General features: G+C 68.6%; 25 protein-coding genes. 13 read left to right on the top strand and 12 right to left on the bottom strand.

From position 1 onward, the window contains the following. Nucleotides 1-15 precede the first annotated feature (15 nt). Nucleotides 16-1,284 (bottom strand): diaminopimelate decarboxylase, encoded by a 1,269-nt coding sequence (gene lysA / locus ACODRX_RS12665; protein ID WP_488871858.1) that lies wholly within the window; start codon nucleotides 1,282-1,284, stop codon nucleotides 16-18. 148 nt (nucleotides 1,285-1,432) lie between these two features. Between lysA and ACODRX_RS12660 the strand changes: the two genes are divergently transcribed. Continuing rightward, nucleotides 1,433-2,398 carry a LysR family transcriptional regulator gene (locus ACODRX_RS12660; RefSeq protein ID WP_488871857.1) on the top strand — a complete coding sequence of 322 codons (966 nt, stop codon included), beginning with the start codon at nucleotides 1,433-1,435 and terminating at the stop codon, nucleotides 2,396-2,398. Nucleotides 2,399-2,417: 19 nt separating this feature from the next. Here the strand turns inward: ACODRX_RS12660 and ACODRX_RS12655 are convergent, their stop codons facing one another. Then, nucleotides 2,418-3,389 (bottom strand): tripartite tricarboxylate transporter substrate binding protein, encoded by a 972-nt coding sequence (locus ACODRX_RS12655; RefSeq protein WP_488871856.1) that lies wholly within the window; start codon nucleotides 3,387-3,389, stop codon nucleotides 2,418-2,420. Nucleotides 3,390-3,560: 171 nt separating this feature from the next. Here ACODRX_RS12655 and ACODRX_RS12650 point away from each other — a divergent pair, with 171 nt between their 5' ends. The 3 genes from ACODRX_RS12650 to ACODRX_RS12640 are packed head-to-tail and all read left to right on the top strand — an operon-like array spanning nucleotide 3,561 to nucleotide 7,029. Beyond that, nucleotides 3,561-4,610, top strand: a complete 1,050-nt coding sequence (locus ACODRX_RS12650) for a cyclase family protein (protein ID WP_488871855.1) — start codon at nucleotides 3,561-3,563, stop codon at nucleotides 4,608-4,610. A 17-nt stretch (nucleotides 4,611-4,627) separates the two neighbouring features. Next, nucleotides 4,628-6,229 (top strand): AMP-binding protein, encoded by a 1,602-nt coding sequence (locus ACODRX_RS12645; RefSeq protein ID WP_488871854.1) that lies wholly within the window; start codon nucleotides 4,628-4,630, stop codon nucleotides 6,227-6,229. Between the two features lie 26 nt (nucleotides 6,230-6,255). Beyond that, nucleotides 6,256-7,029, top strand: a complete 774-nt coding sequence (locus ACODRX_RS12640) for a GntR family transcriptional regulator (RefSeq protein WP_488871853.1) — start codon at nucleotides 6,256-6,258, stop codon at nucleotides 7,027-7,029. A gap of 30 nt (nucleotides 7,030-7,059) precedes the next feature. Here the strand turns inward: ACODRX_RS12640 and panC are convergent, their stop codons facing one another. Continuing rightward, entirely contained in the window at nucleotides 7,060-7,899 is an 840-nt protein-coding gene (gene panC / locus ACODRX_RS12635) for a pantoate--beta-alanine ligase (RefSeq protein WP_488871852.1), read from the bottom strand. Between the two features lie 24 nt (nucleotides 7,900-7,923). Then, nucleotides 7,924-8,802 carry a 3-methyl-2-oxobutanoate hydroxymethyltransferase gene (gene panB, locus ACODRX_RS12630; RefSeq protein WP_488871851.1) on the bottom strand — a complete coding sequence of 293 codons (879 nt, stop codon included), beginning with the start codon at nucleotides 8,800-8,802 and terminating at the stop codon, nucleotides 7,924-7,926. 148 nt (nucleotides 8,803-8,950) lie between these two features. On the opposite strand from panB, the gene pabB reads away from it, so the two are divergent. Next, complete coding sequence (gene pabB, locus ACODRX_RS12625; RefSeq protein ID WP_488871850.1) at nucleotides 8,951-10,099, top strand: aminodeoxychorismate synthase component I; 1,149 nt, start codon at nucleotides 8,951-8,953, stop codon at nucleotides 10,097-10,099. Continuing rightward, nucleotides 10,099-10,734 carry an aminotransferase class IV gene (locus ACODRX_RS12620; protein WP_488871849.1) on the top strand — a complete coding sequence of 212 codons (636 nt, stop codon included), beginning with the start codon at nucleotides 10,099-10,101 and terminating at the stop codon, nucleotides 10,732-10,734. The genes pabB and ACODRX_RS12620 overlap by 1 nt, the downstream gene beginning before the upstream one ends. Nucleotides 10,735-10,757: 23 nt before the next feature. Here ACODRX_RS12620 and ACODRX_RS12615 read toward each other — a convergent pair whose 3' ends face one another. The 4 genes from ACODRX_RS12615 to ACODRX_RS12600 all read right to left on the bottom strand — a co-directional run bounded on the left by ACODRX_RS12615 (nucleotide 10,758) and on the right by ACODRX_RS12600 (nucleotide 13,295). Beyond that, nucleotides 10,758-11,126 (bottom strand): 5-carboxymethyl-2-hydroxymuconate Delta-isomerase, encoded by a 369-nt coding sequence (locus ACODRX_RS12615; protein ID WP_488871848.1) that lies wholly within the window; start codon nucleotides 11,124-11,126, stop codon nucleotides 10,758-10,760. 6 nt (nucleotides 11,127-11,132) lie between these two features. Beyond that, on the bottom strand, nucleotides 11,133-11,579 hold the full coding sequence (locus ACODRX_RS12610) for a GatB/YqeY domain-containing protein (protein ID WP_488871847.1): 447 nt from the start codon (nucleotides 11,577-11,579) through the stop codon (nucleotides 11,133-11,135). Nucleotides 11,580-11,676: 97 nt separating this feature from the next. Then, nucleotides 11,677-11,889, bottom strand: coding sequence for a 30S ribosomal protein S21 (gene rpsU / locus ACODRX_RS12605; protein ID WP_007833691.1), 213 nt, complete (start codon nucleotides 11,887-11,889; stop codon nucleotides 11,677-11,679). A 128-nt stretch (nucleotides 11,890-12,017) separates the two neighbouring features. Continuing rightward, entirely contained in the window at nucleotides 12,018-13,295 is a 1,278-nt protein-coding gene (locus tag ACODRX_RS12600; RefSeq protein WP_488871846.1) for a BaiN/RdsA family NAD(P)/FAD-dependent oxidoreductase, read from the bottom strand. Between the two features lie 150 nt (nucleotides 13,296-13,445). Between ACODRX_RS12600 and ACODRX_RS12595 the strand changes: the two genes are divergently transcribed. Beyond that, nucleotides 13,446-13,922 (top strand): acyl-CoA thioesterase, encoded by a 477-nt coding sequence (locus ACODRX_RS12595; RefSeq protein WP_488871845.1) that lies wholly within the window; start codon nucleotides 13,446-13,448, stop codon nucleotides 13,920-13,922. 19 nt (nucleotides 13,923-13,941) lie between these two features. On the opposite strand, the gene cobA is transcribed toward ACODRX_RS12595, so the two are convergent. The 3 genes from cobA to ACODRX_RS12580 form a co-directional block, all read right to left on the bottom strand. Further along, complete coding sequence (cobA, locus tag ACODRX_RS12590) at nucleotides 13,942-14,739, bottom strand: uroporphyrinogen-III C-methyltransferase (RefSeq protein ID WP_488871844.1); 798 nt, start codon at nucleotides 14,737-14,739, stop codon at nucleotides 13,942-13,944. A 4-nt stretch (nucleotides 14,740-14,743) separates the two neighbouring features. Next, nucleotides 14,744-15,700: a DNA-binding protein YbiB gene (ybiB, locus tag ACODRX_RS12585; RefSeq protein ID WP_488871843.1), complete on the bottom strand. Its 957-nt coding sequence runs from the start codon at nucleotides 15,698-15,700 to the stop codon at nucleotides 14,744-14,746. Between the two features lie 76 nt (nucleotides 15,701-15,776). After that, complete coding sequence (locus ACODRX_RS12580) at nucleotides 15,777-16,220, bottom strand: HIT family protein (RefSeq protein ID WP_488871841.1); 444 nt, start codon at nucleotides 16,218-16,220, stop codon at nucleotides 15,777-15,779. Nucleotides 16,221-16,489: 269 nt separating this feature from the next. Here ACODRX_RS12580 and guaD point away from each other — a divergent pair, with 269 nt between their 5' ends. From guaD to ACODRX_RS12560, 4 genes are all read left to right on the top strand, one after another. Next, complete coding sequence (gene guaD, locus ACODRX_RS12575) at nucleotides 16,490-17,782, top strand: guanine deaminase (protein ID WP_488871840.1); 1,293 nt, start codon at nucleotides 16,490-16,492, stop codon at nucleotides 17,780-17,782. Between the two features lie 102 nt (nucleotides 17,783-17,884). Continuing rightward, the gene (gene dcd / locus ACODRX_RS12570) at nucleotides 17,885-18,451 is read left to right on the top strand and encodes a dCTP deaminase (protein ID WP_488871839.1); all 567 of its coding nucleotides are present in this window, start codon (nucleotides 17,885-17,887) and stop codon (nucleotides 18,449-18,451) included. 124 nt (nucleotides 18,452-18,575) lie between these two features. Further along, nucleotides 18,576-19,445 (top strand): KPN_02809 family neutral zinc metallopeptidase, encoded by an 870-nt coding sequence (gene ypfJ, locus ACODRX_RS12565; RefSeq protein ID WP_488871838.1) that lies wholly within the window; start codon nucleotides 18,576-18,578, stop codon nucleotides 19,443-19,445. Between the two features lie 94 nt (nucleotides 19,446-19,539). Beyond that, a complete protein-coding gene (locus tag ACODRX_RS12560; protein WP_488871836.1) occupies nucleotides 19,540-20,979 on the top strand; it encodes a DEAD/DEAH box helicase in 1,440 nt (479 codons plus the stop codon). A gap of 104 nt (nucleotides 20,980-21,083) precedes the next feature. On the opposite strand, the gene ACODRX_RS12555 is transcribed toward ACODRX_RS12560, so the two are convergent. Continuing rightward, nucleotides 21,084-21,929, bottom strand: a complete 846-nt coding sequence (locus ACODRX_RS12555) for a symmetrical bis(5'-nucleosyl)-tetraphosphatase (protein ID WP_488871835.1) — start codon at nucleotides 21,927-21,929, stop codon at nucleotides 21,084-21,086. Nucleotides 21,930-21,953: 24 nt separating this feature from the next. On the opposite strand from ACODRX_RS12555, the gene ACODRX_RS12550 reads away from it, so the two are divergent. Both ACODRX_RS12550 and ACODRX_RS12545 read left to right on the top strand, forming a co-directional pair. Beyond that, nucleotides 21,954-23,261, top strand: coding sequence for a hemolysin family protein (locus tag ACODRX_RS12550; protein ID WP_488871834.1), 1,308 nt, complete (start codon nucleotides 21,954-21,956; stop codon nucleotides 23,259-23,261). A gap of 90 nt (nucleotides 23,262-23,351) precedes the next feature. Next, nucleotides 23,352-23,639, top strand: coding sequence for an H-NS histone family protein (locus ACODRX_RS12545; RefSeq protein ID WP_488871926.1), 288 nt, complete (start codon nucleotides 23,352-23,354; stop codon nucleotides 23,637-23,639). Nucleotides 23,640-23,866 lie beyond the last annotated feature (227 nt).

Genomic DNA, 23,866 nt, shown 5'->3' with positions numbered 1-23,866 from the left:
CTTGTCATGCGGCGCTTACAGCCCCAGCTCCAGCGCCAGCAGCTCCTCCACGCTCTGGCGGCGGCGGATCAGGCGGGCCCGGCCGCCATCGACCAGTACCTCGGCCGCGAGCGGGCGGGTGTTGTAGTTGCTGGACATGGAGGCGCCGTAGGCGCCGGTGTCGTGGATCACCAGCAGGTCGCCCACCCGCGCATCGCCCAGCGGCCGTGGCAGCACCACGCCGCCGTCGCCCTGGGTGAAGACGTCGCCCGACTCGCACAGCGGCCCGGCCACCACGGCATCGCGGGCACCATTGCCGGTGTCGGGCAGCACGCTCGCGCCGCGCCGCTGGATGTGCATCGCATGGTGGCTGCCGTACATGGCAGGGCGCATCAGCTCGTTGAAGCCGGTGTCCACCAGCACGAAGTGGTTGCTGCCGGCATCCTTGGTGGCGCGCACCTGGCCCAGCAGCACGCCGGATTCGGCCACCAGGTAGCGGCCCGGCTCCAGCTCCAGCGCGAGCGCATGGCCGACGATGGCCTCGGCCTGCTTGCGCGCGGCGTCCCACAGGCCGAAGTAGTGCGCGGTGTCGATGCGCGCCTCGCACTCGCGGTAGGGAATGGACAGGCCGCCGCCGGCCGAGATGGCATGCAGGTCGTGGCCGGCATCGCGGGTGGCCTGCACCAGCTGCACCATGGCGCCGCAGACCTGCTGCAGGTGGCCGTAGTCCACGCCCGAGCCGATGTGCATGTGCAGGCCCGCGAGCCGCAGGCCGCGCTCGGCGATCACCGCCAGCGCCATGCCCAGATCGGTGTGCCAGATGCCGTGCTTGCTGTGTTCGCCGCCAGTGTTGGTCTTGTTGCTGTGGCCGTGGCCGAAGCCCGGATTGATGCGCAGCCACACCGCATGGCCGGGCGATGCCGCGCCCAGCTGGTGCAGCATGTCGATGGAGCCGGCGTTGACCGGCACGCGGTGCTCCACCACCGTGGCCAGCGTGGCCGCGTCCATCACGTCGGCGGTGAAGACGATGCCGCTCGGCGATTCATCGGCGGCGCCGGCGGTATAGCCCGCCGCCAGCGCGCGCAGGATCTCGCCGCGCGACACCGCGTCCACCTGTACGCCTTGCTCGCGCATGAGCTCGAGGATATGGATGTTGGAGCAGGCCTTCTGCGCGAAGCGCACCGTGTCGAAGGCCGCGAGCTGCGCGATGCGCGCGCGGATGGTGGCCGCGTCGTACACCCACAGCGGGGTGCCGTACTGGTCGGCCAGCTGCCACAGCAGCTCGGGGGAAAAGGGATTGCTCATGGTCCTGCTCTCGATCGGACTGCAGGCGGTGGCGCTGCCGCCGGTGGTCACAGTTGCTGAAAAATGCTCCAGCCCATCATGCCCGGCTTTGGGTATTTGGTCGAATACTTTGTTTTGCTAGATGTATTCATGTTTGATATGCTGCGCCATGGCTTACCCATCCACGCCGGCCGATGCCGCCGGCCGCATCGCGCACCGGCATATCGAGGTGTTCCGCGCCATCATGCTGGCGGGCGGGGTCAGCAGCGCGGCGCAGCTGCTGCGCACCTCGCAGCCCACGGTGAGCAGGGAGCTGGCGCGGCTCGAAAGCCTGCTGGGCTATGCGCTGTTCGAGCGCGGCGGCGGCCGGCTGCGCCCGAATGCGCGCGCGCTGGCGCTGTGGGATGAGGTGCAGCGCTCGTGGCAGGGGCTGGAGAAGGTGGTGGCGCGCGCCCAGGCGCTGGCGCAGGCCACGCCGGCGCGGCTGGAGGTGCTGTGCCTGCCGGCGCTCTCGCATGCGCTGCTGCCGGCCGCGCTGGCGCGTTTGTCAGGGTTTTGGCCGGCCGAGGCCGCCGGCCTGCAGATCGCCATCACCCCGCAGGAGTCGCCGCTGCTGGACGAGTGGATGAGCGCCCAGCGCTTCGACCTGGGGCTGGCCGAGGCGGCCGGGTCGCCAGACTCGCCGGCGCCGCCGGCGGGCACGCGCGCGCTGGCGCTGGCGGCGCTGGACGAGGTGGCGGTGCTGCCTGCGGCGCATCCGCTGGCCGCCAAACCGGTGCTGGCGCCGGCCGATTTTGCCGGCCAGCCCTTCATCGGCCTGGCCGAGGGCGACCCCTACCGCGCGCAGATCGATGCGGTGTTTGCCGCCGCCGGCGTGCAGCGCCGCCAGCACCTGCAGACGCACAGCGCGGTTGCGGTCTGCGCCATGGTGCAGCAGGGGCTGGGGCTGGCCATCGTCAACCCCTTCACCGCCCGCGCCTGCGCCGGGCCGCAGCTGGCGGTGCGGCCGCTGGCGTTCTCGATTCCCTACCGGGTGCACATGCTGCTGCCGCTGCACCGGCCGGCGCTGGCCGAGGTGCAGTGGCTGCTGCAGGCGCTGGAGCAGACGGCCGGCGCCATGCAGCGGCCATCTTGACCGCCCTTGGGAACTGCTCCTACTCCTTGCTGGCGAACTGCCTGAGCAGGGGCGTCCAGCGGTTCAGCGTGTCCTTGAGATAGGCGCCGAAGGCAGCGGAGTCCTTGAAGTCGGGCTTGAGGCCGAACTGCTCGGTGCAGCTGCGGAAGTCGGCCGTCTGCATGGCCTTGTAGAAGGCATCCTGCAGCTTGCCGACCGTGGCTGCTTCCATTTTTGCCGGGCCGTAGATGCCCAGGATGCTCGGCGCCACCAGGTCGTAGCCCAGCTCCTTGAGCGTGGGCGCGTCAAAGCCCTGCATGCGCTCGTCGGTGTAGACCGCCAGCAGCCGCAGGCGGCCGTCGCGCACCTGCGCCACCCACTCGGCGGTCTGCGCCATGAAGTCCACGTCGCCGCGCAGCACCGCGGTCACCGCCTCGGGGCCGCTCTTGTAGGGGGCGTGCACCCATTGCACCTTCACCTTCTGGGCCAGCCGCTCGGAAGTCAGGTGCTGCGGCGTGCCCACGCCCGCGGTGCTGTAGCTCAGCGGCTTCTTGCCAGCCTGCGAGGCCTTGATCAGCTCGCCCATGGATTGGTAGGGCGAATCCGCGCGCACCAGCACGCCGACCTGGTACTGGGCCACCATCGCGATCGGGGTGATGTCCCTGGTGATGTCGTACTTGATGCCGGGCGTGAGCACCTGGTTGAGCAGGCCGCCGGTGGACAGCGAGGCGATGCTGTAGCCATCGGGCCTTTGGCGGATGGCATAGCCCACCGACAGCGACGAACCCGCGCCGGGCTTGTTGTCCACCACCACCGGCTGGCCCAGCTGCCTGCCGACGTCGAGCGCCAGCGCGCGGTTGCACACGTCGGTGCCGCCGCCCGCGCCATAGCCCACGACCAGGGTGATCGGATTCCTGGGAAAGTCGTCCGATGCGAAGGCCGTGGCGGCAAGCGCGGCCAGCCCGGCGGCGAGCGCGAGGCGCTTGAGGCGTGTGAGGCTGAAAGGGATCATGGCTTGGTCTCCTGCTGCTTGGGTGGTGGTCTGGAGCGGGCATTCTTGCTAATCTAAAAGTCTATATATATAGATGTTTATACTAATGAATTTTCGGCGCGGCATGCGTAGCATCGGCGCCAGCAGGCTCCAAGCCCTGTACCGAACACCATTGATGCAAAGGAAACACACATGAAGCGCTGGACCCACAGGCCCCCGGGATCGACCTGGGGCGATTTCGGCGAGGACGACCAGCTCGGCCGGGTCAACCTGCTGACCGAGGAGCAGGTGCTCAAGGGCGTGCGCGAGGTGAGGCTGGGCAAGGCCTTTTGCCTGTCGCTGCCGCTGGACCTGCCCGGCGGCATGGCGCTGAACCCGCGCCGCAGGCCGCCGCGCCTGAGCGGCACCGAGCGCGACGGCGTGCCCTACATGAACTTTCCGATGGAGCGGCTCGATCCGTCCTCGATCGATGTGCTCAGCGACGACCAGGTGCTGATGTCGCTGCAATACTCCACGCAATGGGATGCGCTGGCGCACGTGGGCGCCTACTTCGATGCCGACGGCAATGGCCGGCCGCGCAAGCTCTACTACAACGGCTACGAGGCGGGCAAGCACATCCTGGATGCCGGCCATGGCCAGGGGGACAGCGGCGGCGACGGCGGCTGCTGCGGCGCCCACGGCATGGGCGCGCTCAGGCTGGGCGTGGAGCATTTCGCCGTCAAGGGCATGCAGGGGCGCGGCGTGCTGCTCGACTTCACGCGCCATTTCGGCCGCGAGCGGCAGCTGGTTGGCTACCGGGAGCTGGCCGCGGTGCTGGAAAAGGACCGGGTCGAGCTCGAGCGCGGCGACATGCTGGTGCTGCGCACCGGCTTTGCCGAGCTCATCACCGAGATGGGCGGCCAGCCGGATGCCGAAAAGCTGCACCATGCCTGCAGCGTGCTCGACGGCGCCGACGAGCAGTTGCTCAACTGGATCAGCGACAGCGGCATCGCCGCGATCTGCGCCGACAACTACGCGGTGGAAGCCTATCCGGCGCGCGAGCGCGCGGGCCGGAAGTCCCTGCTGCCGCTGCACCACCACTGCCTGTTCAAGCTGGGCCTGCCGCTGGCCGAGCTGTGGTATCTCAAGGACCTGGCCGAAGCTCTGCACGGCCTGGGGCGCAACCGCTTCTTGCTGACCGCGCCGCCGCTGCGCCTGCCGGGTGCGGTGGGCTCGCCGGTCACGCCGGTGGCCACGATCTGAAGGGACGGATGCACACCATGGACTTCGCTACCTTGCTTGCCCGCCATGCCAGCGCCTGCCCCGACAAGCTGGCGCTGCAGGACCAGGACCGGGCCATCAGCTATGGCGAGCTGGCGCGCGAGGCCGGGCGGCTGGCCGCGCTGCTGCAGCAAAACGGCGCGCGGCGCGGCGACCGGCTGGCGCTGTGGATGCCCAACTGCATCGAGTGGCTGGTGAGCTTCCTGGCCTGCGCGCGGCTGGGGATCACGGTCGTTGCGGTCAATACGCGCTTTCGCGAGCACGAGGTGGGGCAGCTGCTGCAGCGCGGCCGCTGCGCCTGGCTGGCGCTGTGGCCGGACTTCAAGGGCCTGCCGTTCACCGAGATTCTCGCTGGCATCGACGCGGCGGCGCTGGCGGGGCTCAAGGGCATCGTGGGCGTGGGCGACTGCGGCCGGCTGCAGTCCATGCTCGGCAGGCAGCTGCCGCACCTGTCGCACCTGTCGCAACAGGCCTTGCTGCCCTACGGCGGCCAGCCGGCCGGCGCGGCCATCGCCGATCCGGGGCAGGAGGGCGATGGCGCGCTGGTCTACACCACCTCGGGCACCACCTCGGCGCCCAAGCTGGTGCTGCACCGCCAGGCCGGCTTGCTGCGCCATGGCGCCATCGCGGCGCGGGCCTATGGCGTGGCGCCGGACAGCGTGGTGCTGCTGGCCGCGCCGCTGTGCGGGGCCTTTGGCTTTTCCACGCTGCTGGCCGGCCTGGCGGTGGGCGCCAGCCTGGTGTCGCTGCCGGTGTTCGATGCAGCGCTGACCGTGCGCCAGATCCGGGACTTCGGCGTCACCCACACCTTTGCGAACAACGAGCTCATCAACCTGCTGCTGCGCGAGGTGGCCGCTGAGAGCAGGCCTTTCCCCTCGCTGCGGTACGTGGGTTTCGCCAGCTTCGCGCCATCGATGGACGACCTGCCCGAGCGCGCCCTGGCCGCCGGCATGCCGATCGCGGGCCTGTATGGCTCCAGCGAGCTGCAGGCGCTGGTGGCGGGCCACAGGCTGGATGCCGACTGGCAGCACCGCCGCGCCGCCGGCGGCACCGTTGCCGCGCCCGAGGGCCGCGTGCGCGCGGTCGATGCGCACAGCGGCGCGGCCCTGGCGCATGGCGAGATCGGGCAGATCGAGATCAAGGCGCCCAGCATCATGTCCGAATACCTGGACAACCCCGAGGCCACGCGGCAGGCGATTTCGGCGGACGGCTATTTCCGCACCGGCGACCTGGGCTACACGCTCGACGAGCGGAGCTTCGTCTTCCAGGGGCGCGACGGCGAGCACCTGCGCCTGGGCGGCTTTCTCGTCAACCCCATGGAAATCGAGCAGTTCATCGAAGGCCTGCCCGGCGTGCGGGCGGTGCAGGTGGTGGGCGCGCAGCTGCAGGGCCGGACCGTGCCGGTGGCCTTCGTGATCGCGGCGCCCGGCGGCGAGGGCGATAGCGAGGGCGCTATCATTGCCAGCTGCGCGGCCGCCATGGCCAAGTTCAAGGTGCCGCAGCGCGTGGCCTTCGTCGAAGCTTTTCCCATGGTGCAAAGCGCCAACTCCAACAAGGTGCAAAAGCATCTGCTGCGCAAGATGGCACAGGAGTTGCTGTAGTCACCTCCTTCACGCATCGACCCGACATGGCTGCCAAGTCACAGGCCCACTCCCCGGCGCAGGCCCTGCCCTCAGAAGTGCTCTCGCGCAGCAAGCAGCCGATCTACCTGCAACTGGTGGCTGAATTCAGGCGCAACATCGAGCAGGGCGTCTGGGCGCCCGGCAGCCAGATGCCGTCGCTGGAAGAGCTGATGGAGCGCTACCAGGTGGCGCGCATGACCATCCGCAATGCGATCGGCATCCTGGAGGCCGAGGGCTATATCCGCCGCGGCCGCGGCAAAGGCACCTTCGTGCAGGCCAAGATCCCCGGCGTGGCGGAGCTGCAGATACCCTCCAATTGGCAGGAAACCGTCGCGCTCAGCGATTTGCTGGACACGCAGACCATCTTCGACCGCGAGGACGTGCGGGCCGGCCTGCCCGAGCTGGGCATGAAGTACGCGGGCAGCTTTGCCGAGGCCTACCGCCACCTGTGCCGGCTGCATGTGAAGGACGGCGTGCCCTATTGCTTCAGCGAGGTGTTCCTGGCCGAGGACCTGTTCAAGAAGCACAAGGCGGCCTTCTCCAGGTCGGCGGCGGCCTCGGTGCTGGCCCGCATGCCGGGGCTGGTGCTCAGCGAGGCGCGGCAGAAGATCACCATCGTCGGCGCCGGCATCACATCGGCCCAGGCGCTGGACCTCAATGTCGGCGACAGCGTGGCCGAAGTGCGGCGCTATGCCTGCGCCGACGGGCGGCTGATCTACTTTGCGCGCCTCGAATTCCCCACCAAGTTCGTGAAGCTGGAGTTCGACCTGCTCAAGTGAGGCCGCGCCTGGCGTTGCCTGGCGCGGCTCTCAGAACTCCAGGTTGTCGATCAGCCGGGTGCTGCCCAGGCGCGCGGCGCCCAGCGCCACCAGGGGCTGCTGCAGGTCTGCGGGCGGCTGCAGGTCACCCCTTTGGCGCACCGTGAGGTAGTCGGGCTCCCAGCCCTTGGCGCGCAGCGCATCCAGGGCCTGGGCTTCGAGCTGGGCCAGCGGCTGGCCGCCGGCACGCGCGGCGGCGGCCAGCGCGGCGAGCGCCTGCGATAGCGCCGTGGCCTGCGTGCGCTGCGCCTCGCTCAGGTAGCCGTTGCGCGAGCTCAGCGCCAGGCCGTCGCCGGCGCGGGCGGTGTCGCCGGCGATGATCTCTATGGGCAGGGCAAACTGCTGCACCATGCGGCGGATCACCATCAACTGCTGGTAGTCCTTCTTGCCGAACACGGCGGCGCCGCCGCCGGTGGTGGCGAAGACGCAGGAGAACAGCTTCATCACCACGGTGCAGACGCCGGTGAAGAAGCCGGGCCGGAAATGCCCTTCGAGCAGGTCGGCCAGCGCCGGCTCGGGCTGGATCTTGAAGGTCTGCGGCTCGGGGTAGAGGTCGCTCTCGCGCGGCGCGAACAGCAGCTCGCAGCCCGCGGCCCGCAGCTTGGCGCAGTCGTCGTCCCAGGTGCGCGGGTAGCTGTCGAAATCCTCGTGCGGCAGGAACTGCAGCCGGTTGACGAAGATGCTGGCGACCACCACATCGCCATGCTGGCGCGCGCTGCGCACCAGCGACAGATGGCCCTCGTGCAGGTTGCCCATGGTGGGCACGAAGGCGGGGCGGCCGCGCTCGGCCAGGGCGGCGCGCAGATCGGCGATGGTGTGGGCGATGTGCATGGGTTGGCTCTCTCGGGGGGGGGCTTACCAGGCGTGCACCGCGTCGTCGGGGAACTGCCCGTGCTTGACGGCCTGCACATAGGCCTCGATGGCGCCGCGCACGCTGCCGGCGTCGTCCATGAAGTTGCGCACGAAGCGGGCCATCTTGCCCAGGTTGATGCCCAGCATGTCGTGCAGCACCAGCACCTGGCCGGCAGTGCCGCTGCCCGCGCCTATGCCTATGGTGTGGCAGTGCGCCAGCTCGGCGGTGAGCGTGCGCGACAGCTGCGCCGGCACCATCTCCAGCACCAGCATGGCGGCGCCGGCGTCCTGCAGCTCCAGCGCATGGCTGCGCAGCACGGCGGCGGCGGCATCGTCCTTGCCCTGCACCCGGTAGCCGCCCAGCGCATGCACGGTCTGCGGGGTCAGGCCCAGGTGGGCGCAGACCGGCACGCCGCGCTCCACCAGGAACTGCACCGTGGGCGCGGTCCAGCCGCCGCCTTCGAGCTTGACCATGTGCGCGCCGGCCTGCATCAGCCGGCAGGCGCTGGCCAGGGCCTGCTCGCGCGATTCGTGGTAGCTGCCGAAAGGCAGGTCGGCGATCAGCCAGGCCGTGCCCTGCACACGGTGCAGGCCGCGCGCGACGCTGGCGGTGTGGTAGGCCATGTCGTCGAGCGAGACGCCCACCGTGCTGGGCAGGCCCTGGCAGACCATGCCCAGCGAGTCGCCGACCAGGATGCATTCCACGCCGGCGGCATCGGCCACGGCGGCAAAGGTCGCGTCATAGGCGGTGAGCATGGTGATCTTTTCGCCGGCGGCGCGCATCTGCGCCAGGCGCGGCAGGCTGATGGGCCTGCGCTGGGGCGGCGGCGAGGCTGGCGGAATGGTGCCGTAGGGCGTAGCGGAGGTGGCGGCAGACGTCATGGCGGCAGGGCTCGGGCAGCGGTGTAAAGTGCCGCGAGTCTATACGATGTGCGCTGGCGGGGGTATAGGGTGATGTCGCTTAGAATCGCCTGCTCTTATATATATAGCTTGATGCATAACGTACATATGTGCCAGGGCCTGATTTGACGTGAATTCCTGCATCGATTTTCCCGATCCGCGCGATGTGGCCGCGCCCCGGCTGCGGCGGCGCTTCGGCCCGCCGTCGGCGGTGCTGGCCGCCTACCGCCCCAGCGAGGTGGTGCCGCTGCTGCAGGCGGTGGAGCAGGCGGCGCAGGCCGGGCGCTGGTGCCTGGGCTGGCTGCGCTACGAGGCCGCGCTGGCCTTCGATGCGGCCTTTGCCGATGCGCTGCATGCGCCGCCGGCCGGCGAGCCGCTGGCATGGTTCGGCGTGCACGAGCAGGCGCTGGATTTCGAGCAGCCGGGCGCGGCATGGCCGCAGCCCCGGGCGCATTGGTGGCCGGGCATGGCGCGGGCCGACTTCGATGCGGCGCTGGCCGAGATCCTCGCGGCGATTGCCGCGGGCGACTGCTACCAGGTCAACTTCACGGCCCAGCTGCGCGGGCGGTTGCAGGGGCCGGGCGATGCGGCGGCGCTGTTCGCCGCACTGCGCAAGGCGCAGCCCATGGGCTATGTGGCCGCCATCGACAGCGGCGCGCAGCAGGTGCTGTCGGTGTCGCCCGAGCTGTTCTTCGACTGGGATGGCGAGCGCATCCTGACGCGGCCGATGAAAGGCACGGCCCCGCGCGGCGCCACGCCCGCCGAGGATGCGGCCCGCGCCGCGGCCATGCGCGCATCGCCCAAGGAGCGCGCCGAGAACGTGATGATCGTCGACCTGCTGCGCAACGACCTGTCGCGCATCGCGCTGGCGCACAGCGTGCAGGTGCCGCGGCTGTTCCATGCCGAGGCCCTGCCCACGGTGTGGCAGATGACCTCGGACGTGGTGGCGCGCACCCGGCCCGAAGTGCAACTGGCTGACGTGTTTCGCGCGCTGTTCCCCTGCGGCTCGGTCACCGGCGCGCCCAAGCGCCAGGCCATGCGCTGGATCCACCGGCTGGAGAGCGGCCCGCGCGGCGTGTACTGCGGCGCGGTGGGCGTGGTGCGGCCGGGCGCCGCGGCGGGCCGCGTGCATGCGAGCTTCAATGTGCCGATCCGCACCGTGGTGGCGCGCGGCGGCGCGCTGAGCTGCGGCATCGGCAGCGGCATCACGGCCAGCAGCGGCGCCGGGGCCGAATGGCAGGAATGGCGCCACAAACGGCTTTTTCTGGAGCAGATCTGATGGAGACGGATTTCGACATCTTGGAAACCCTGGCGCTCAGGGAGGGCCGATTCGTGCATCTGCCGCTGCATCTGGCGCGCATGCAGGCCACGGCCCGGCACTTTGGCCGTGCCTGGCCCGAGGCGGCGCTGCAGCAGGCGCTGGCGCTGCTGCGCGAGCGCCACGGGCAGGGCGACTGGCGCGTGCGCCTGGCGCTGGCGGGCGACGGCGGCGTGGCGCCGCAGGCGCAGCCGCAGCCGCTGCTGCCCACGGCCGAGCCGGTGCGGCTGCAGCTGGCCCGCGAGCCGCTGGCCAATGCGCTGGTGCATGGCGACTGGGTGCGCTTCAAGACTTCGCGGCGCGGGCACTATGCCGCCTTCGAGCCGGCCGATGCGGCGGTGTTCGACACCGTGCTGTTCAACGAGGATGGCGAATTGACCGAGGGCACGCGCGGCAACATCGCGCTGCTGCTCGATGGCCGCTGGGTCACGCCGGCGCTGCGCTGTGGCCTGCTGCCCGGCGTGGGCCGGGCGGTGTGCCTGCAGCAGGGCCGGGTGGTGGAGCAGGTAGTGCGGCTGGAGGATGTGCCGCGCGCGCAGGGCTGGGCCTTCGTCAACAGCCTGCGCGGCTGGCTTGGGGCGCGGCTGGAGTCCTAGCGGCAAGCAGCAGTGGCGGCAGCCTACAGCTTGGCCTTGGTGTAGGCGGCGCGGTCCATGTCGACGATGTCCACGCTCAGCTGCACCAGCATGCCCTCGGGCTGCGGCGTGCGCGCGCGCAGCACGGCGGCGATGCGGTCCGACAGCTCGCGCTTGATCTCGGGCGTGCGGCCCGACAGCAGGCGCAGCTCGGCATGCACGAAGCCGCGCGGCTCGGCCTGCCGGGCGCTGGCGCCGATGGCATAGCTGCCGGCGCGCACGCAGCGGCTCTTGAGGTCGTGCTCCTCGGCGATCTGGCCGCTGGCGATGATGCTGTCGTTCAGCTCGGCCAGCGCTTGCGCCTCGGGAAAGTCGCCCAGGTTGGCGCTGTATTCGATGATCAGGTGTGGCATGGCGTTTTACGGGTTCAGTGCGGCCTTGACCGCGGCGGATACCTGGGCCATCTCGGCCTTGCCGGCCAGCTGGGCCTTGGCCGCGCCCATGACCTTGCCCATGTCGCCCGGGCCGCTGGCGCCGAGCTCGGCCACGATGGCCTGCACCGCGGCGCTGACGGCCTCGGCCGACATGCGCTCGGGCAGGTAGGCCTGGATCACCGCGATCTCGGCCTTTTCCTTGTCGGCCAGGTCCTGGCGGCCGGCGCCTTCGTAGGCGGCGATGCTGTCCTTGCGCTGCTTGATCATCTTGTCGACGATGGTGATGACCATCGCATCGTCGAGCTCCACGCGCTCGTCGACTTCCTTTTGCTTCATCGCCGCCTGCAGCAGGCGGATGGTGGCCAGGCGCTCGGTTTCCTTGGCGCGCATGGCGCTTTTCATGTCTTCGGTGATGCGTGCCTTCAGGCTCATGGGATTTCGCTCCGTAGAAAAACAAAAAACCGCGCTTGGCGTCCCTAGCGCGGTTGGTGTGCGAGTGCTCGGGCGACAGCGCCGAAGCGGTGCGCGATCAGTACAGCTTCTTGGGCAGCTGCATGCTGCGCACGCGCTTGTAGTGGCGCTTGACGGCCGCTGCCTTCTTGCGCTTGCGCTCGGCGGTGGGCTTTTCGTAGAACTCGCGGGCGCGCAGGTCGGTCAGCAGGCCCAGCTTTTCGATGGTGCGCTTGAAGCGGCGCAGGGCGACGTCAAAGGGTTCGTTCTCTTTTACACGGATGGTGGTCATTAGCTAATTTCCAAATTTGCCATCAGAGGGTTTCCGGGAAGATCGGGCCCGAAAGCCTTGAATGGCGGTTGTGCCCCGTCGTATCGACTAGTATTGGCAGGCGGGGCTATTGCCAGCAAAGTCGAGCATTATAGCGGTTTTTCAAAATGCGCCGCGTGGCGCTGCGAAAGCGCATCGGCGCAGGCCGCCGCGCTGGCCCAGGCCCACTGGAAGTTGTAGCCGCCCAGCCAGCCGGTGATGTCCACCACCTCGCCGATGAAGAACAGGCCGGGGTGGCGGCGGCTTTCCATGGTCTGCTGCGACAGCTCGGCGGTGGCGACGCCGCCCACGGTGACTTCGGCCTTGCGGTAGCCCTCGGTGCCGGTGGGCGTGATCTCCCAGCGCGCCAGGCGTTCGGCCAGGCGCAGCAGGGCCTTGTCGCCGGCCTCGGCGATGGGGCGCTGCCACTGCTCGTCCTGCTGCACCCAGGCCTGGGCCAGGCGGGTGGGCAGCACGTTGGCCAGCTCGTTGGCGATGCTCTTGCGCGAATGCTGCTTGGCGCGCAGCAGCCAGTCGGCCAGCTCCAGCTCGGGCGCCAGGTTGATGGTGATGGGCGTGCCCGGCTGCCAGTAGCTGGAGATCTGCAGGATGGCCGGGCCGGACAGGCCGCGGTGGGTGAACAGCAGGTCTTCATGGAATTCGATGCGCTGCTGCTTGCCGCCGGTGCTGACCGCCACCGGCAGCGCCAGCCCGGCCAGCTCGGCATAGGGCTGCCAGGCGGCGGCGTCGAAAGTCAGCGGCACCAGCCCGGGCATGCGCGGCGTGAGCTGCAGGCCGAACTGCGCGGCGATGCGGTAGCCCAGGTCGGTGGCGCCGATCTTGGGGATGGACAGCCCGCCGGTGGCCACCACCAGGCTGCGCGCCTGCACGGTGCCGCGTTCGGTCTCTATCTGGAAGCCGCTTGCGCCAGGTGCCTCGGCGCTGGGGGGCAATGGAGTGATCTTTTTCACGCCGCAGGGCTGCCAGCGTGCGACCTGGCCGCGTTCGCATTCGGCCAGCAGCATCGCGATCAGCTCCTCGGCCGAGCGGTCGGCGAACAGCTGGCCCTTGTGCTTCTCGTGGTAGGCGATGCCGTGCTTCTCGACCAGGGCCACGAAGTCCGCCGGCGTGTAGCGCGACAGCGCCGAGCGGCAGAACTGCGGGTTCAGCCCCACGAAATGCCGCTGCGGCTGGCGCGGATCGAGGTCGCGGTTGGTGAAGTTGGCGCGGCCGCCGCCGGAGATGCGGATCTTCTCGGCCAGCTTGGGCGCATGGTCGATCAGCAGCACCTTCAGGCCGCGCTGCGCCGCCCGGCCCGCGCAGAACAGGCCGGCGGCACCGGCGCCGAGGATGGCGACGTCGTAGAAGGGAAGGGCGGGCTGGTTCATGGCAGGGGCAGGCTGGGCGCAGACAGCCCGCGATTATCGGGGAAGGCTGGCGGCTCGGTGCCTTGGCGTGGTGCAACCGCAGCTGGAACGCTCCAAAACAGGGCGGCAGAAAGATTGCAGGCGCTGGCCGCCTCTCTACAATTGCTGCCTATGCGACTCCCAGACCACCAACTCACGATGACCGTGCTGATGTCCCCGGACATGGCCAACTTCTCCGGCAATGTGCATGGCGGCGCCATCCTGCGCCAGCTCGACAACGTGGCCTATTCATGCGCCAGCCGCTATGCCGGCCGCTACGTGGTGACGCTGAGTGTCGACCAGGTGATGTTCCTGGAGCCCATCCATGTGGGCGAGCTGGTCACCTTCCTGGCCAGCGTCAACTACACCGGCACTTCGTCGATGGAGGTGGGCATCAAGGTGGTGGCCGAGAACATCCGCGAGCGCAGCGTGCGCCATGTCAACAGCTGCTTCTTCACCATGGTGGCGGTGGACGAGCACCGCAAGCCGGTGCCCGTGCCGCAGCTGCAGCCCGAGACCGAAGAGGAAAAGCGCCGCTGGCAGGCGGCGCTCACGCGCAAGGAGCTGCGCAAGGAGCTGGCCAAGCGCTTCGCGCAGACGCGCCAATGAGTTTGGTTTTTCGGGCCGGCTAGCCGGCCTTGCGGGCCTGTTCCGCCTGGGCATCGCAGGCCCGCGCCGCCAGCGACACGCAGTCCACCACCGAGCCCACCACGATCACGCTGGGGCTGGCCAGTTGCGTGCGGCGCAGCGTTTGCGGCAGCTGCGCCAGCGTGGTGATGGCGTGGCGCTGCTGCGGCAGGCTGGCGTTTTGCACGATGGCCACCGGCGTATCGGCCGCCAGCGCAGTCTGCAGCCCGGTGGCGATGGCTTCGCTGCTGCCCACGCCCATGTAGATCACCAGCGTGAGCCGCGCGGCGCTGGCGGCCTGCGCCAGCTGCGCCCAGTCGGGGCCGGCATCGCCGGGCTTGGCATGGCCGGTGACGAACACCACGCCATGCGCATGCTCGCGGTGGGTGAGCGGCGCGCCCAGCGAGCTCAGCCCCGCCAGCCCGGCGGTGATGCCATTGACCACCACCGGCTCCACGCCGTGGGCCCGCAGGTATTCGACCTCTTCGCCGCCGCGGCCGAAGATGAAGGGGTCGCCCCCCTTGAGGCGCACCACCTGCTCGCCCTGCTGCACGGCCTGCAGCATCAGCTTCTGGATGAAGGCCTGTGGCGTGCTCTTGCAGCCGCCACGCTTGCCCACATGCACGATGCGGGCGCCAGGCGCGGCATAGGCCAGCACCGCGTCGCCGACCAGGTCGTCCACCAGCAGCACGGTGGCGCGCTGGATGGCCTTCACCGCGGCCAGCGTGAGCAGGTCGGGGTCGCCCGGGCCGGCGCCTACCAGCGTGCAGCGGCCTGCGCTCAAGAATGTCTGTGCCATGGTCTCAGTTTCCGGTGGGTGGTGTGGTTATGGTTGCAGAGGCATGCAAGCTGCGTGCCATATTCTTCGCCAGCTCGGCGATGAGCTGCACCTGCTGCGCCAGCCCCGCGGGCACCGGCAGGCGGCCCGCGAGCACGTCTTCGGTGTAGCGCGCGGTGGTGTCCGCATCGTTGCGCTCGGGCAGGCCGGGCACGCCGGCTTCGGTGCCGCCGGCGCGGGCCTGCAATTGCCGCTGCTGCCCGGCCAGAAAGCCGTCGTACTGCGGCGTGCGGCGCGGGTCGGCGCAGACCTCGCCCTCCAGCCCGCGCGAGAGCAGGGCGTTGAGCCCCAGTGCGCCCAGCGTGGCCTGCAGCATCGGCAGGTACTCGGGATGGGTGTAGCTGCCCAGCAGAATGCTGTGCGTGTCGCAGGGCTGCAGCAGCTTGGCCACGCTATGGCCGGGGTTGCGCAGGCCGATCACCTGGCGTACCGCCAGCAGGCGCGCCAGCGGCGGCAGCAGGCTGGCGGTGTGGATGGCGGCCACGCTGCCGTCGGCAAGCGCATGCGGCGCGGGGCTGGGCGCGATGCCCAGCCGCTCCAGCACCGCGAAGGCGCTGACCCGGCTGGGCTCGGTGCTCATGCCATGCACCAGCACCGGTAGGCCTTCGCGCGCCAGCAGCAGCGCCAGCAGCGGCGTCAGCGTGGGCAGGCGGCGCGCGCCGTTATAGCTGGGGATGACGATCAGCGGTGCGTCGGTGCGCGCAAAGCGCCGGATGCGCTGCTGCACCGCATCCCAGAAGCCGCACATCTCCTCGGCCGTCTCGCCCTTGATGCGCATGGCGATGCAAAAGGCGCCGACCTCGTAGTCGCTGGCCTGCTGGTCCAGCACCTGGCCCAGCAGGTCGGCCGACTGCGCGCGCGTCAAGGCCTTGGCGCCCCGCGCGCCGCGCCCGATTTCCTTGATGTAGTGGCCGATACCCATGCTGCCGCCTTATGTTTGACGGCATATTATTCGCTATTTTTTAGATGATTTGGTTATAAAGAGAATGCGAATGCGCTCAGGGCTGCAGCGCCTGGCGCAGGCGCTGCGCGTAGCCTTGCAGCGCCTGCATGCCGGGCTCCTTGCGCGGCCAGTCGAAGCCCACGCCGTCGCCCGCATGGCGCGGCAGCACGTGCAGGTGGAAATGCGCCACGGTCTGCCCGGCGACCGCGCCGTTGAACTGCAGCAGGTTCAGCCCCTCGGGCGCAAAGGCCGCCTGCGCCGCCAGCGCCACGCGGCGCGCGGTCTGCATCACCGCGGCGGCTTCTTCGGAGGTGATGTCGAGCAGCGTGGCCGCATGGCGCCTGGTGGCCACCAGCACGTGGCCGGGGTTGACCTGGCCGATGTCCATGAAGGCGAGGCTGAGCGCGTCCTCGTGGACCTTGGCGCACGGGATCTGGCCCTGGGCGAGTTTGCAGAAGATGCATTCGCCGGGCGGCGAGGTGTCGACGAAGGCTGGCATGGCTGGCTCCCCCGGGGCAAAAGCCCGAGTGTAGGAGATCGCCGCAAGTTATACCCGTTCACTGTGGGCCGATCTGTGGAAAACCCTTGGGACAACTCGCGCAGGCCGCGCCAGCCTTGGCGCTGCGGGCCGTGCCTGTTTTTTAGGCGCGCCCGGCCGCGGTCTCGGCGATGGCGCTGCTTGCGGGGAAACCCTAGGCCTGGTGCCGCGGATGGCGGCTATAGCAAAGCCTGTATAGCCGCGCGGGGCGCCTCCATTAAGCTTGCCGCATGCATATCTACCGATCCTCCCTGTTGCGCTTTGCCGAAGACGGCCGGGCGCTCTACGACGAAGACGGCCTGCTGGCCGTGCAGCCGGGCGCGGACGGCCGCGAGCGCGTGGTGGCCGCCGGCAGCTGGCAGGCGCTGGCGCCGCAGTATGCGGCGCAGCCGGGCGTGCGGCTCACGCAGCTGCCGGGCCGCATCATCGCACCGGGCTTTGTCGACATGCACATCCACTATCCGCAGACCGATGTGATCGGCTCGCCCGCGCCGGGCCTGCTGCCGTGGCTGGAGAACTACACCTTCCCGCACGAGTCGCGCTTCGTGGACGAGGGCTATGCGGCCGCGGTGGCGCGCTTCTTCGTCGACGAGCTGCTGCGCAACGGCGTGACCACCGCGCTCACCTTCGCCACCTCGCACCCCAGCTCGGTGGATGCCTTGTTCGCCGAGGCGCGGCAGCGCCAGCTGCGGCTGATCACCGGCAAGGTGCTGCAGGACCGCAACTCGCCCGACGGCGTGCGCGACGACACCGAGCAGAGCCTGCTCGATACCGAGGCCCTGATCCGCCGCTGGCATGGCGTGGAGCGCCTGGGCTACGCGATCACGCCGCGCTTTGCGCCCACCAGCAGCGATGCGCAGATGCGCGGCGCCGGCGAGCTGGCGGCGCGCTACGGCGATGTGTGGATACAGTCGCATGTGGCCGAGAACCTGGACGAGGTGCGCTGGGTGGCCGAGCTGTACCCCGCGGCGCGCAGCTACCTGGCGGTGTACGACGGCTTCGGCCTGATGCGCGAGCGCGCGGTGTATGCGCACTGCATCCACTTCGACGCCGCCGACCGCGCGCTGATGCGCGAGCGTCGCACCGCCGCCGCGGTCAGCCCCACCAGCAACCTGTTCCTGGGCAGCGGTTTCTTCGACTACCTGGGCGCCGACGAGGCCGGCTATGGCTACGGCCTGGCGAGCGACGTGGGCGGCGGCACCAGCTTCAGCCCATTTCGCACCATGCTGGCGGCCTACTGCGTGGGGCGGGAGGGACAGACCAAGCGCGGCCTGAGCCTCACGCCGGCGCAGCTATGGTGGCAGCACACCGCGGGCGCGGCGCGCGCGCTGGGGCTGGGCGGGGTGATCGGCAACCTGCAGCCGGGCTGCGAGGCCGACTTCGTGGTGCTCGATCCGCGCGCCACGCCGCTGCTGGCGCGCAAGGCCGAGCAGGCGCGCAACCTCGACGAGCTGCTGTTCGGCATGATCGTGCTGGGCGACGACCGCCTGATCGAGCGCACGGTGATTGCCCAGAAAATCTGATGAAAACAGCTTGTGGCGCAAGTATTTCAAGCGCCACAAGCTATTCATTTGATAGTATTTGCGCGACCCCAGCGGCTACAATCGCGCCGCAGGAGTTGTGACATGACTATCAAGAGCGACAAGTGGATCCGCCGCATGGCCGAGCAGCACGGCATGATCGAGCCTTTCGAGCCCGGCCAGGTGCGCGAGGCCGATGGCAAGAAAATCATCAGCTACGGCACCAGCAGCTACGGCTACGACATCCGCTGCGCGCGCGAGTTCAAGGTGTTCACCAATATCCACAGCACCGTGGTCGACCCGAAGAACTTCGACGAGAAGAGCTTCGTCGATTTCGACGGCGACAGCTGCATCATCCCGCCCAACAGCTTTGCGCTGGCCCGCACCATGGAGTACTTCCGCATTCCGCGCAACGTGCTCACCGTCTGCCTGGGCAAGAGCACCTATGCGCGCTGCGGCATCATCGTCAACGTCACGCCGTTCGAGCCCGAGTGGGAGGGCTATGTCACGCTGGAGTTCTCCAACACCACGCCGCTGCCCGCGCGCATCTATGCCGGCGAGGGCTGCGCGCAGGTGCTGTTCTTCGAAAGCGACGAGGAGTGCGAGGTCAGCTACCGCGACCGCGCCGGCAAGTACCAGGGGCAGGTCGGGGTGACCCTGCCCAAGGCCTGAGGGCAGGTGATCATTGCAAAAGAAGGTAAATCTTTGTGCGGCCTGTGGCGGATCGCGTGCGGTGCGGCGTTGAGTGTCGTGAAATACGGCGAACGCAACGCGGACACAACGAAGGAGTAGCGCCATGAGATGGGAAGGCAATCGGGAATCGGACAACGTCGAGGACCGGCGGGACGGCGGGGGCGGCGGCCCGGTCTTTGGCGGGCGCAGCATCGGCATCGGCACCATCGTGCTGGCGCTGATCGGCGGCGCGGTGTTCGGCGTCAATCCGCTGACCATCCTGGGCTTTCTGAGCGGCGGCGGCTCGCCCCAGGTGCAGCAGCAGGCGCCGGCGCACAAGCCGCCGGCCGACGACCAGGGCGCCAAGTTCGTGTCCACCGTGCTGGCCTCGACCGAGGACGTATGGGGCGAGATCTTCCGCCAGGCCGGCGCGCAGTACCGCCCGCCCAAGCTGGTGCTGTACCGCGGCGTGACGCGCACCGCCTGCGGCACCGGCCAGTCGGCGATGGGCCCGTTCTATTGCCCCGGCGACCAGAAGGTCTACCTGGACATGGACTTCTTCGACACCATGAGCCGCCAGCTCGGCGCGCCCGGCCAGTTCGCCCGCGCCTACGTGGTGGCGCACGAGGTCGGCCACCATGTGCAGAACCTGATCGGCACCTCGGGCAAGGTCGACAGCATGCGCGGGCGGGTCGGCGAGCGCGAGCAGAACGCGCTGTCGGTGCGGCTGGAGCTGCAGGCCGACTGCTTTGCCGGCATCTGGGCCAACAAGTCGCAGCAGGCCAAGCACTGGCTGGATCAGGGCGACCTCGAATCGGCGCTGAACGCCGCCCAGCAGATCGGCGACGACAAGCTGCAGCGCGAATCCACCGGCACGGTGCGGCCCGACAGCTTCACCCACGGCACCAGTGCGCAGCGCCAGCGCTGGTTCACCACCGGGTTCAAGACCGGCAGCGTGCAGTCCTGTGACACCTTCAATACCAACAGCCTGTAGCGCGTGCTCCAGGCCCTGGGAAAACCAGCCTTGCCGGGCTGGTTTTTTTGCATTTCGAGGGCGAATCCGGGAAATGCGACAATAGCAGGCTCAAATGACAAGTTCTTTTTCAAATCTTCAACTGGCCGAGCCCCTGATGCGGGCGATTGCCGAGATGGGCTTCACCTCGATGACGCCCATCCAGGAGCAGGCCATCCCCGTGGTGCTCACCGGCAAGGACGTCATGGGTGCGGCGCAGACCGGCACCGGCAAGACGGCGGCTTTCTCGCTGCCGCTGCTGCAGCGCATGATGGTGCACGAGAACAGCTCCGCCTCGCCCGCCCGCCATCCGGTGCGCGCGCTGGTGCTGCTGCCCACGCGCGAGCTCGCCGACCAGGTGGCCCAGCAGATTGCCCAGTTCGCCAAGCACACCAAGCTGCGCAGCACGGTGGTGTTCGGCGGCATGGACATGAAGCCGCAGACCATCGAGCTGAAAAAAGGCGTCGAGGTGCTGGTGGCCACGCCCGGCCGGCTGCTGGACCACATCGAGGCCAAGAACGCGGTGCTCAACCAGGTCGAATACGTGGTGCTGGACGAGGCCGACCGCATGCTGGACATCGGCTTTTTGCCCGACCTGCAGCGCATCCTGTCGTACCTGCCCAAGCAGCGCACCACGCTGCTGTTCTCCGCCACCTTCTCGCCCGAGATCAAGCGCCTGGCGTCGAGCTACCTGCAGAACCCGGTGACCATCGAGGTGGCGCGCCCCAACGAGACCGCATCCACGGTGGAGCAGCGCTTTTTTGCCGCCACCGATGACGACAAGCGCCGCGTGGTGCGCAAGATCCTCAAGGACCGCGAGATCCGCCAGGCCTTCGTCTTCGTCAACAGCAAGCTCGGCTGCGCCCGCCTGGCCCGCGCGATGGAGCGCGACGGCCTGCGCGCCGCGGCCCTGCACGGTGACAAGAGCCAGGACGAGCGCCTGAAGGCGCTCGAAGCCTTCAAGCAGGGCGAGGTCGACCTGCTGGTGTGCACCGACGTGGCGGCGCGCGGCCTGGACATCAAGGACGTGCCGGCGGTGTTCAACTACGACGTGCCCTTCAACGCCGAAGACTATGTGCACCGCATCGGCCGCACCGGCCGCGCAGGCGCATCGGGCCTGGCGGTCACGCTGGTCACCTCCAGCGATGCGCGCAACGTGAACGACATCGAGAAGCTCATCAAGAAGAAGATCGAGGTCGAGCCCTTCGCGCTCGAGGGCGAGCGGCGCGAACGCCACAACGACGGGCACCGCACCGAGCGCGCAGAGCGTGGTGACCGCGGCGAGCGCCGGCGCGAGGGCCGCGGCGGCGGCGAGGCCGACGGCGACCGGCGCGAGCGCTACCGCCCCGCGCCGGTGTCGCGCGATCCCTTCTTCGACAAGCCCTACGAGCCCAGCGCGGCTGACGCGCCCGCGGCCTGGGATGCCACGGCCAAGCCCGCGCCGGCGCGCGGCGCTTCGGCCAACATCAAGTCGCGCCGCAAGGTGGCCGCGCTGTTCAAGCCGGTGCCACGCTGATCGTTAAATAAAAAGAGAGCTATTCGCGCTTGACTGGCTTGGTTTTCAGATGGTTTTGTATCTGAAAACGTTGCCTGGAAAGCGCTAGCAGCTCTCTTTTTTATTCAGCCGCCAGGCGCCTGCGCCTGCTCGCACTGCACATCGATCAGCTCGCGCTCCTGCAGGCTGGCGCCGAAGCGCACCGCGCTCAGGCATCCGCCCCAGACGCAGCCGGTATCCAGGCCCAGCAGCCGGGGGCGGTTCAGCAGGCCCAGCGTGGACCAGTGGCCGAAGGCGATGGCCGTATGCTGCGCGCGCCGCCCCGGCACCTCGAACCACGGCATCAGCCCCGGCGGCGCGGCATCGGCGCCCTCGGCACTGTCGAAATCCATGCGCCCGTCGGCGCTGCAAAAGCGCATGCGCGTCAGCACATTGGTGATCACGCGCAGCCGCGGCAGGCCAGTGAGCGCCTCGCTCCACTGGTCGGGCTCGTTGCCATACATGGCCTGAAGGAAGTCCTGCAGCCCCGCGCCCTGCAGCGCCTGCTCCACCTCGCGCGCCAGGCGCAGCGTATCGGCCTCGCTCCAGTGCGGATGCACGCCGGCATGCACCATCAGCAGCGTCTCGCCGGCCAGCGTGTGGCTGCGCGCCAGCGGCTGGCGCCGCAGCCAGGTCAGCATGGCATCGGCGTCGGGCGCATCGAGCACATCGCGCAAGGTGTCGCGCCGCGAGGATTTGCGCCGCCCGCCGGCAGCGGCCAGCAGGTGCAGATCGTGGTTGCCCAGCAGCACGCGGATGCTGCCCTCGTGCCGCATGCAGCGGCGCAGCGTGCTGGCCGATTGCGGGCCGCGGTTGACCAGGTCGCCCAGCAGGTACACCGTGTCGCGGCTGGGTGAAAAAGCTATGGCGCCAAGCAGGCGCTCCAATGCGCCGTCGCAGCCTTGGATATCGCCGATACAGTACAGTGACATGCTCTGAAACTCTGATTTATTTCGATGGACTTATTGCTGATTGCATTTTTGACGCTGCTCAACGGCGTGTTCGCCATGTCGGAACTGGCGCTGGCCTCCAGCCGCAAGTCCCGCCTGCTGGCCATGTCGGAGAGCGGCGACAAAGGTGCTGCCGCCGCCCTGAAGCTGATGGACAACCCGACGCAGTTCCTGTCCTCCATCCAGGTGGGCATCACATCCATCGGCATGCTCAACGGCATTCTGGGCGAGGCCGCGTTCAGCGACAGCCTGGCCACCTGGCTCATGGAACTGGGCGTGCCGAACCAGGCGGCTTCGATCGGCGCCACGGCGGTGGTGATTGCCGTGATCACCTTCGTGACCATCGTGTTCGGCGAACTGGTGCCCAAGCGCATCGGCCAGATGTACCCCGAGGCGTCGTCGCGCATTATCGCCTTGCCGCTGGCCTGGGTGGCGCGCGTGGCCAAGCCGTTCGTGTGGCTGCTGGCGATTTCCACGCAGGCCATCCTCGGGCTGCTGCGCATCAAGGACGAATCGAATCGCGCGGTCACCGAGGCCGAGATCGTCGCCAGCCTGGACGAAGGCCGCGATGCCGGCGTGATCGAGCGCCAGGAGCACCAGATGGTGCAGAACGTATTCCACCTCGACGACCGCCCGCTGATCTCGATGATGGTGCCGCGGGTGGACGTGCAATGGCTCAGCGCCGACCTCAGCGTGGCCGAGGCGCTGCGCGAGATGGGGGCCGCGGGCGGCAAGGGCGCCCATTCCTGGTATCCGGTGTGCCGCGACTCGCTGGACAACGTGGTCGGCCTGATCGGCGTGGCCGGGCTGCTGGATGTGCCCGATCCCGCGCAGGCGAGCATTGCCGACCATGTGCAGCCCGCCACCTATGTGCCCGAGACGCTCAGCGGCTTCGAGCTGCTGGAGCAGTTTCGCGCCCGCGCCGGGCGCATGGTCTGCGTGGTCGATGAATATGGCGTGGTCCAAGGCATTATGACCCCGCGCGATTTACTGGAAGCCATTACCGGCGAGCTCAAGCCCGGCGCGTCCAGCGAGGCCTGGGCCGAGAAGAACGACGACGGCTCCTGGCTGCTCGAAGGCGTGATGCCTGTATCCGAGCTCAAGGCGCGGCTGGAAATCAAGGAGCTGCCGGACGAGGACAAGGGCCTCTATAACACCTTGGCCGGCATGCTGATGGCCGAGTCCGGCCATATGCCGGTGGTGGGCGAGAAGATATATGGCGCGGGCTGGGTATTCGAGGTGCTGGTGCTGGAGGGCAAGAGAATAGATAAAGTCATTGCGCGGCTGGATGTCGATCAGCACAGCGTGGAGTAGCCCATACGCCAATATGGGCGGCAGATGGTGTTGCAGATATTGATTTTTCTGTATACTCTGCCACTGAATCCATTTTTATCGTTGATTACCATGACTGCTACCTACCAACAGCTTACCGAACAGATCAAGGCCTTGCAGCAGCAGGCGGAAGAAGCCCGCAAGCGCGAGCTGAGGGACGCCGTGGTGCAGGTGCAGGAAATAGTGCGTCAATATGGCCTGACGGCGGAAGACGTATTCTCGCCGGCGCGCGGTAAATCCTCCACTGGCAGCAAGGTCGCCCCCAAGTACCGCGACCCCGCCACCGGCGCCACCTGGACTGGCCGCGGCAAGGCGCCTAAATGGATTCAGGACCAGGATCGTGAGCAGTTCGCCATTTGATTGATCCCGTGGCCTGATACGTAGAATTACCGAGAACCCGCCTTGAGCGGGTTTTTTAATGGGCGCAATGTAAAAAAATATAGATTTGTATTTTCAAAATATGCACAAGCAATGGATATTTTGCGTGTGCATTGTGAGTTCTGTTCGATGCTGCGGTGCCGCAATCCCCCTACGGCCCCGAATGGGTACCTGGCTGACATCCTCGGATCACACAGCGGGAGTAGACT

The sequence above is a fragment of the Comamonas sp. FG99 genome, assembly GCF_057808605.1.
Note: the sequence above shows the minus strand (reverse complement) of the source record. Positions and strands in the feature narration are given on the sequence as shown.

Bases quoted from the DNA above. Each gene is read 5' to 3' on its own strand.
- ACODRX_RS12660 (WP_488871857.1), top strand. From the start codon at position 1,433: ATGGCTTACCCATCCACGCCGGCCGATGCCGCCGGCCGCATCGCGCAC.
- ACODRX_RS12655 (WP_488871856.1), bottom strand. From the start codon at position 3,389: ATGATCCCTTTCAGCCTCACACGCCTCAAGCGCCTCGCGCTCGCCGCC.
- guaD (WP_488871840.1), top strand. From the start codon at position 16,490: ATGCATATCTACCGATCCTCCCTGTTGCGCTTTGCCGAAGACGGCCGG.
- ACODRX_RS12600 (WP_488871846.1), bottom strand. From the start codon at position 13,295: ATGAACCAGCCCGCCCTTCCCTTCTACGACGTCGCCATCCTCGGCGCC.
- ACODRX_RS12555 (WP_488871835.1), bottom strand. From the start codon at position 21,929: ATGTCACTGTACTGTATCGGCGATATCCAAGGCTGCGACGGCGCATTG.
- ACODRX_RS12560 (WP_488871836.1), top strand. From the start codon at position 19,540: ATGACAAGTTCTTTTTCAAATCTTCAACTGGCCGAGCCCCTGATGCGG.
- ACODRX_RS12550 (WP_488871834.1), top strand. From the start codon at position 21,954: ATGGACTTATTGCTGATTGCATTTTTGACGCTGCTCAACGGCGTGTTC.
- ybiB (WP_488871843.1), bottom strand. From the start codon at position 15,700: ATGGGTATCGGCCACTACATCAAGGAAATCGGGCGCGGCGCGCGGGGC.
- dcd (WP_488871839.1), top strand. From the start codon at position 17,885: ATGACTATCAAGAGCGACAAGTGGATCCGCCGCATGGCCGAGCAGCAC.
- ypfJ (WP_488871838.1), top strand. From the start codon at position 18,576: ATGAGATGGGAAGGCAATCGGGAATCGGACAACGTCGAGGACCGGCGG.
- cobA (WP_488871844.1), bottom strand. From the start codon at position 14,739: ATGGCACAGACATTCTTGAGCGCAGGCCGCTGCACGCTGGTAGGCGCC.
- rpsU (WP_007833691.1), bottom strand. From the start codon at position 11,889: ATGACCACCATCCGTGTAAAAGAGAACGAACCCTTTGACGTCGCCCTG.
- ACODRX_RS12650 (WP_488871855.1), top strand. From the start codon at position 3,561: ATGAAGCGCTGGACCCACAGGCCCCCGGGATCGACCTGGGGCGATTTC.
- lysA (WP_488871858.1), bottom strand. From the start codon at position 1,284: ATGAGCAATCCCTTTTCCCCCGAGCTGCTGTGGCAGCTGGCCGACCAG.
- ACODRX_RS12645 (WP_488871854.1), top strand. From the start codon at position 4,628: ATGGACTTCGCTACCTTGCTTGCCCGCCATGCCAGCGCCTGCCCCGAC.
- ACODRX_RS12595 (WP_488871845.1), top strand. From the start codon at position 13,446: ATGCGACTCCCAGACCACCAACTCACGATGACCGTGCTGATGTCCCCG.
- panC (WP_488871852.1), bottom strand. From the start codon at position 7,899: ATGCACATCGCCCACACCATCGCCGATCTGCGCGCCGCCCTGGCCGAG.
- ACODRX_RS12615 (WP_488871848.1), bottom strand. From the start codon at position 11,126: ATGCCACACCTGATCATCGAATACAGCGCCAACCTGGGCGACTTTCCC.
- ACODRX_RS12640 (WP_488871853.1), top strand. From the start codon at position 6,256: ATGGCTGCCAAGTCACAGGCCCACTCCCCGGCGCAGGCCCTGCCCTCA.
- ACODRX_RS12610 (WP_488871847.1), bottom strand. From the start codon at position 11,579: ATGAGCCTGAAGGCACGCATCACCGAAGACATGAAAAGCGCCATGCGC.
- ACODRX_RS12580 (WP_488871841.1), bottom strand. From the start codon at position 16,220: ATGCCAGCCTTCGTCGACACCTCGCCGCCCGGCGAATGCATCTTCTGC.
- ACODRX_RS12620 (WP_488871849.1), top strand. From the start codon at position 10,099: ATGGAGACGGATTTCGACATCTTGGAAACCCTGGCGCTCAGGGAGGGC.
- panB (WP_488871851.1), bottom strand. From the start codon at position 8,802: ATGACGTCTGCCGCCACCTCCGCTACGCCCTACGGCACCATTCCGCCA.
- ACODRX_RS12545 (WP_488871926.1), top strand. From the start codon at position 23,352: ATGACTGCTACCTACCAACAGCTTACCGAACAGATCAAGGCCTTGCAG.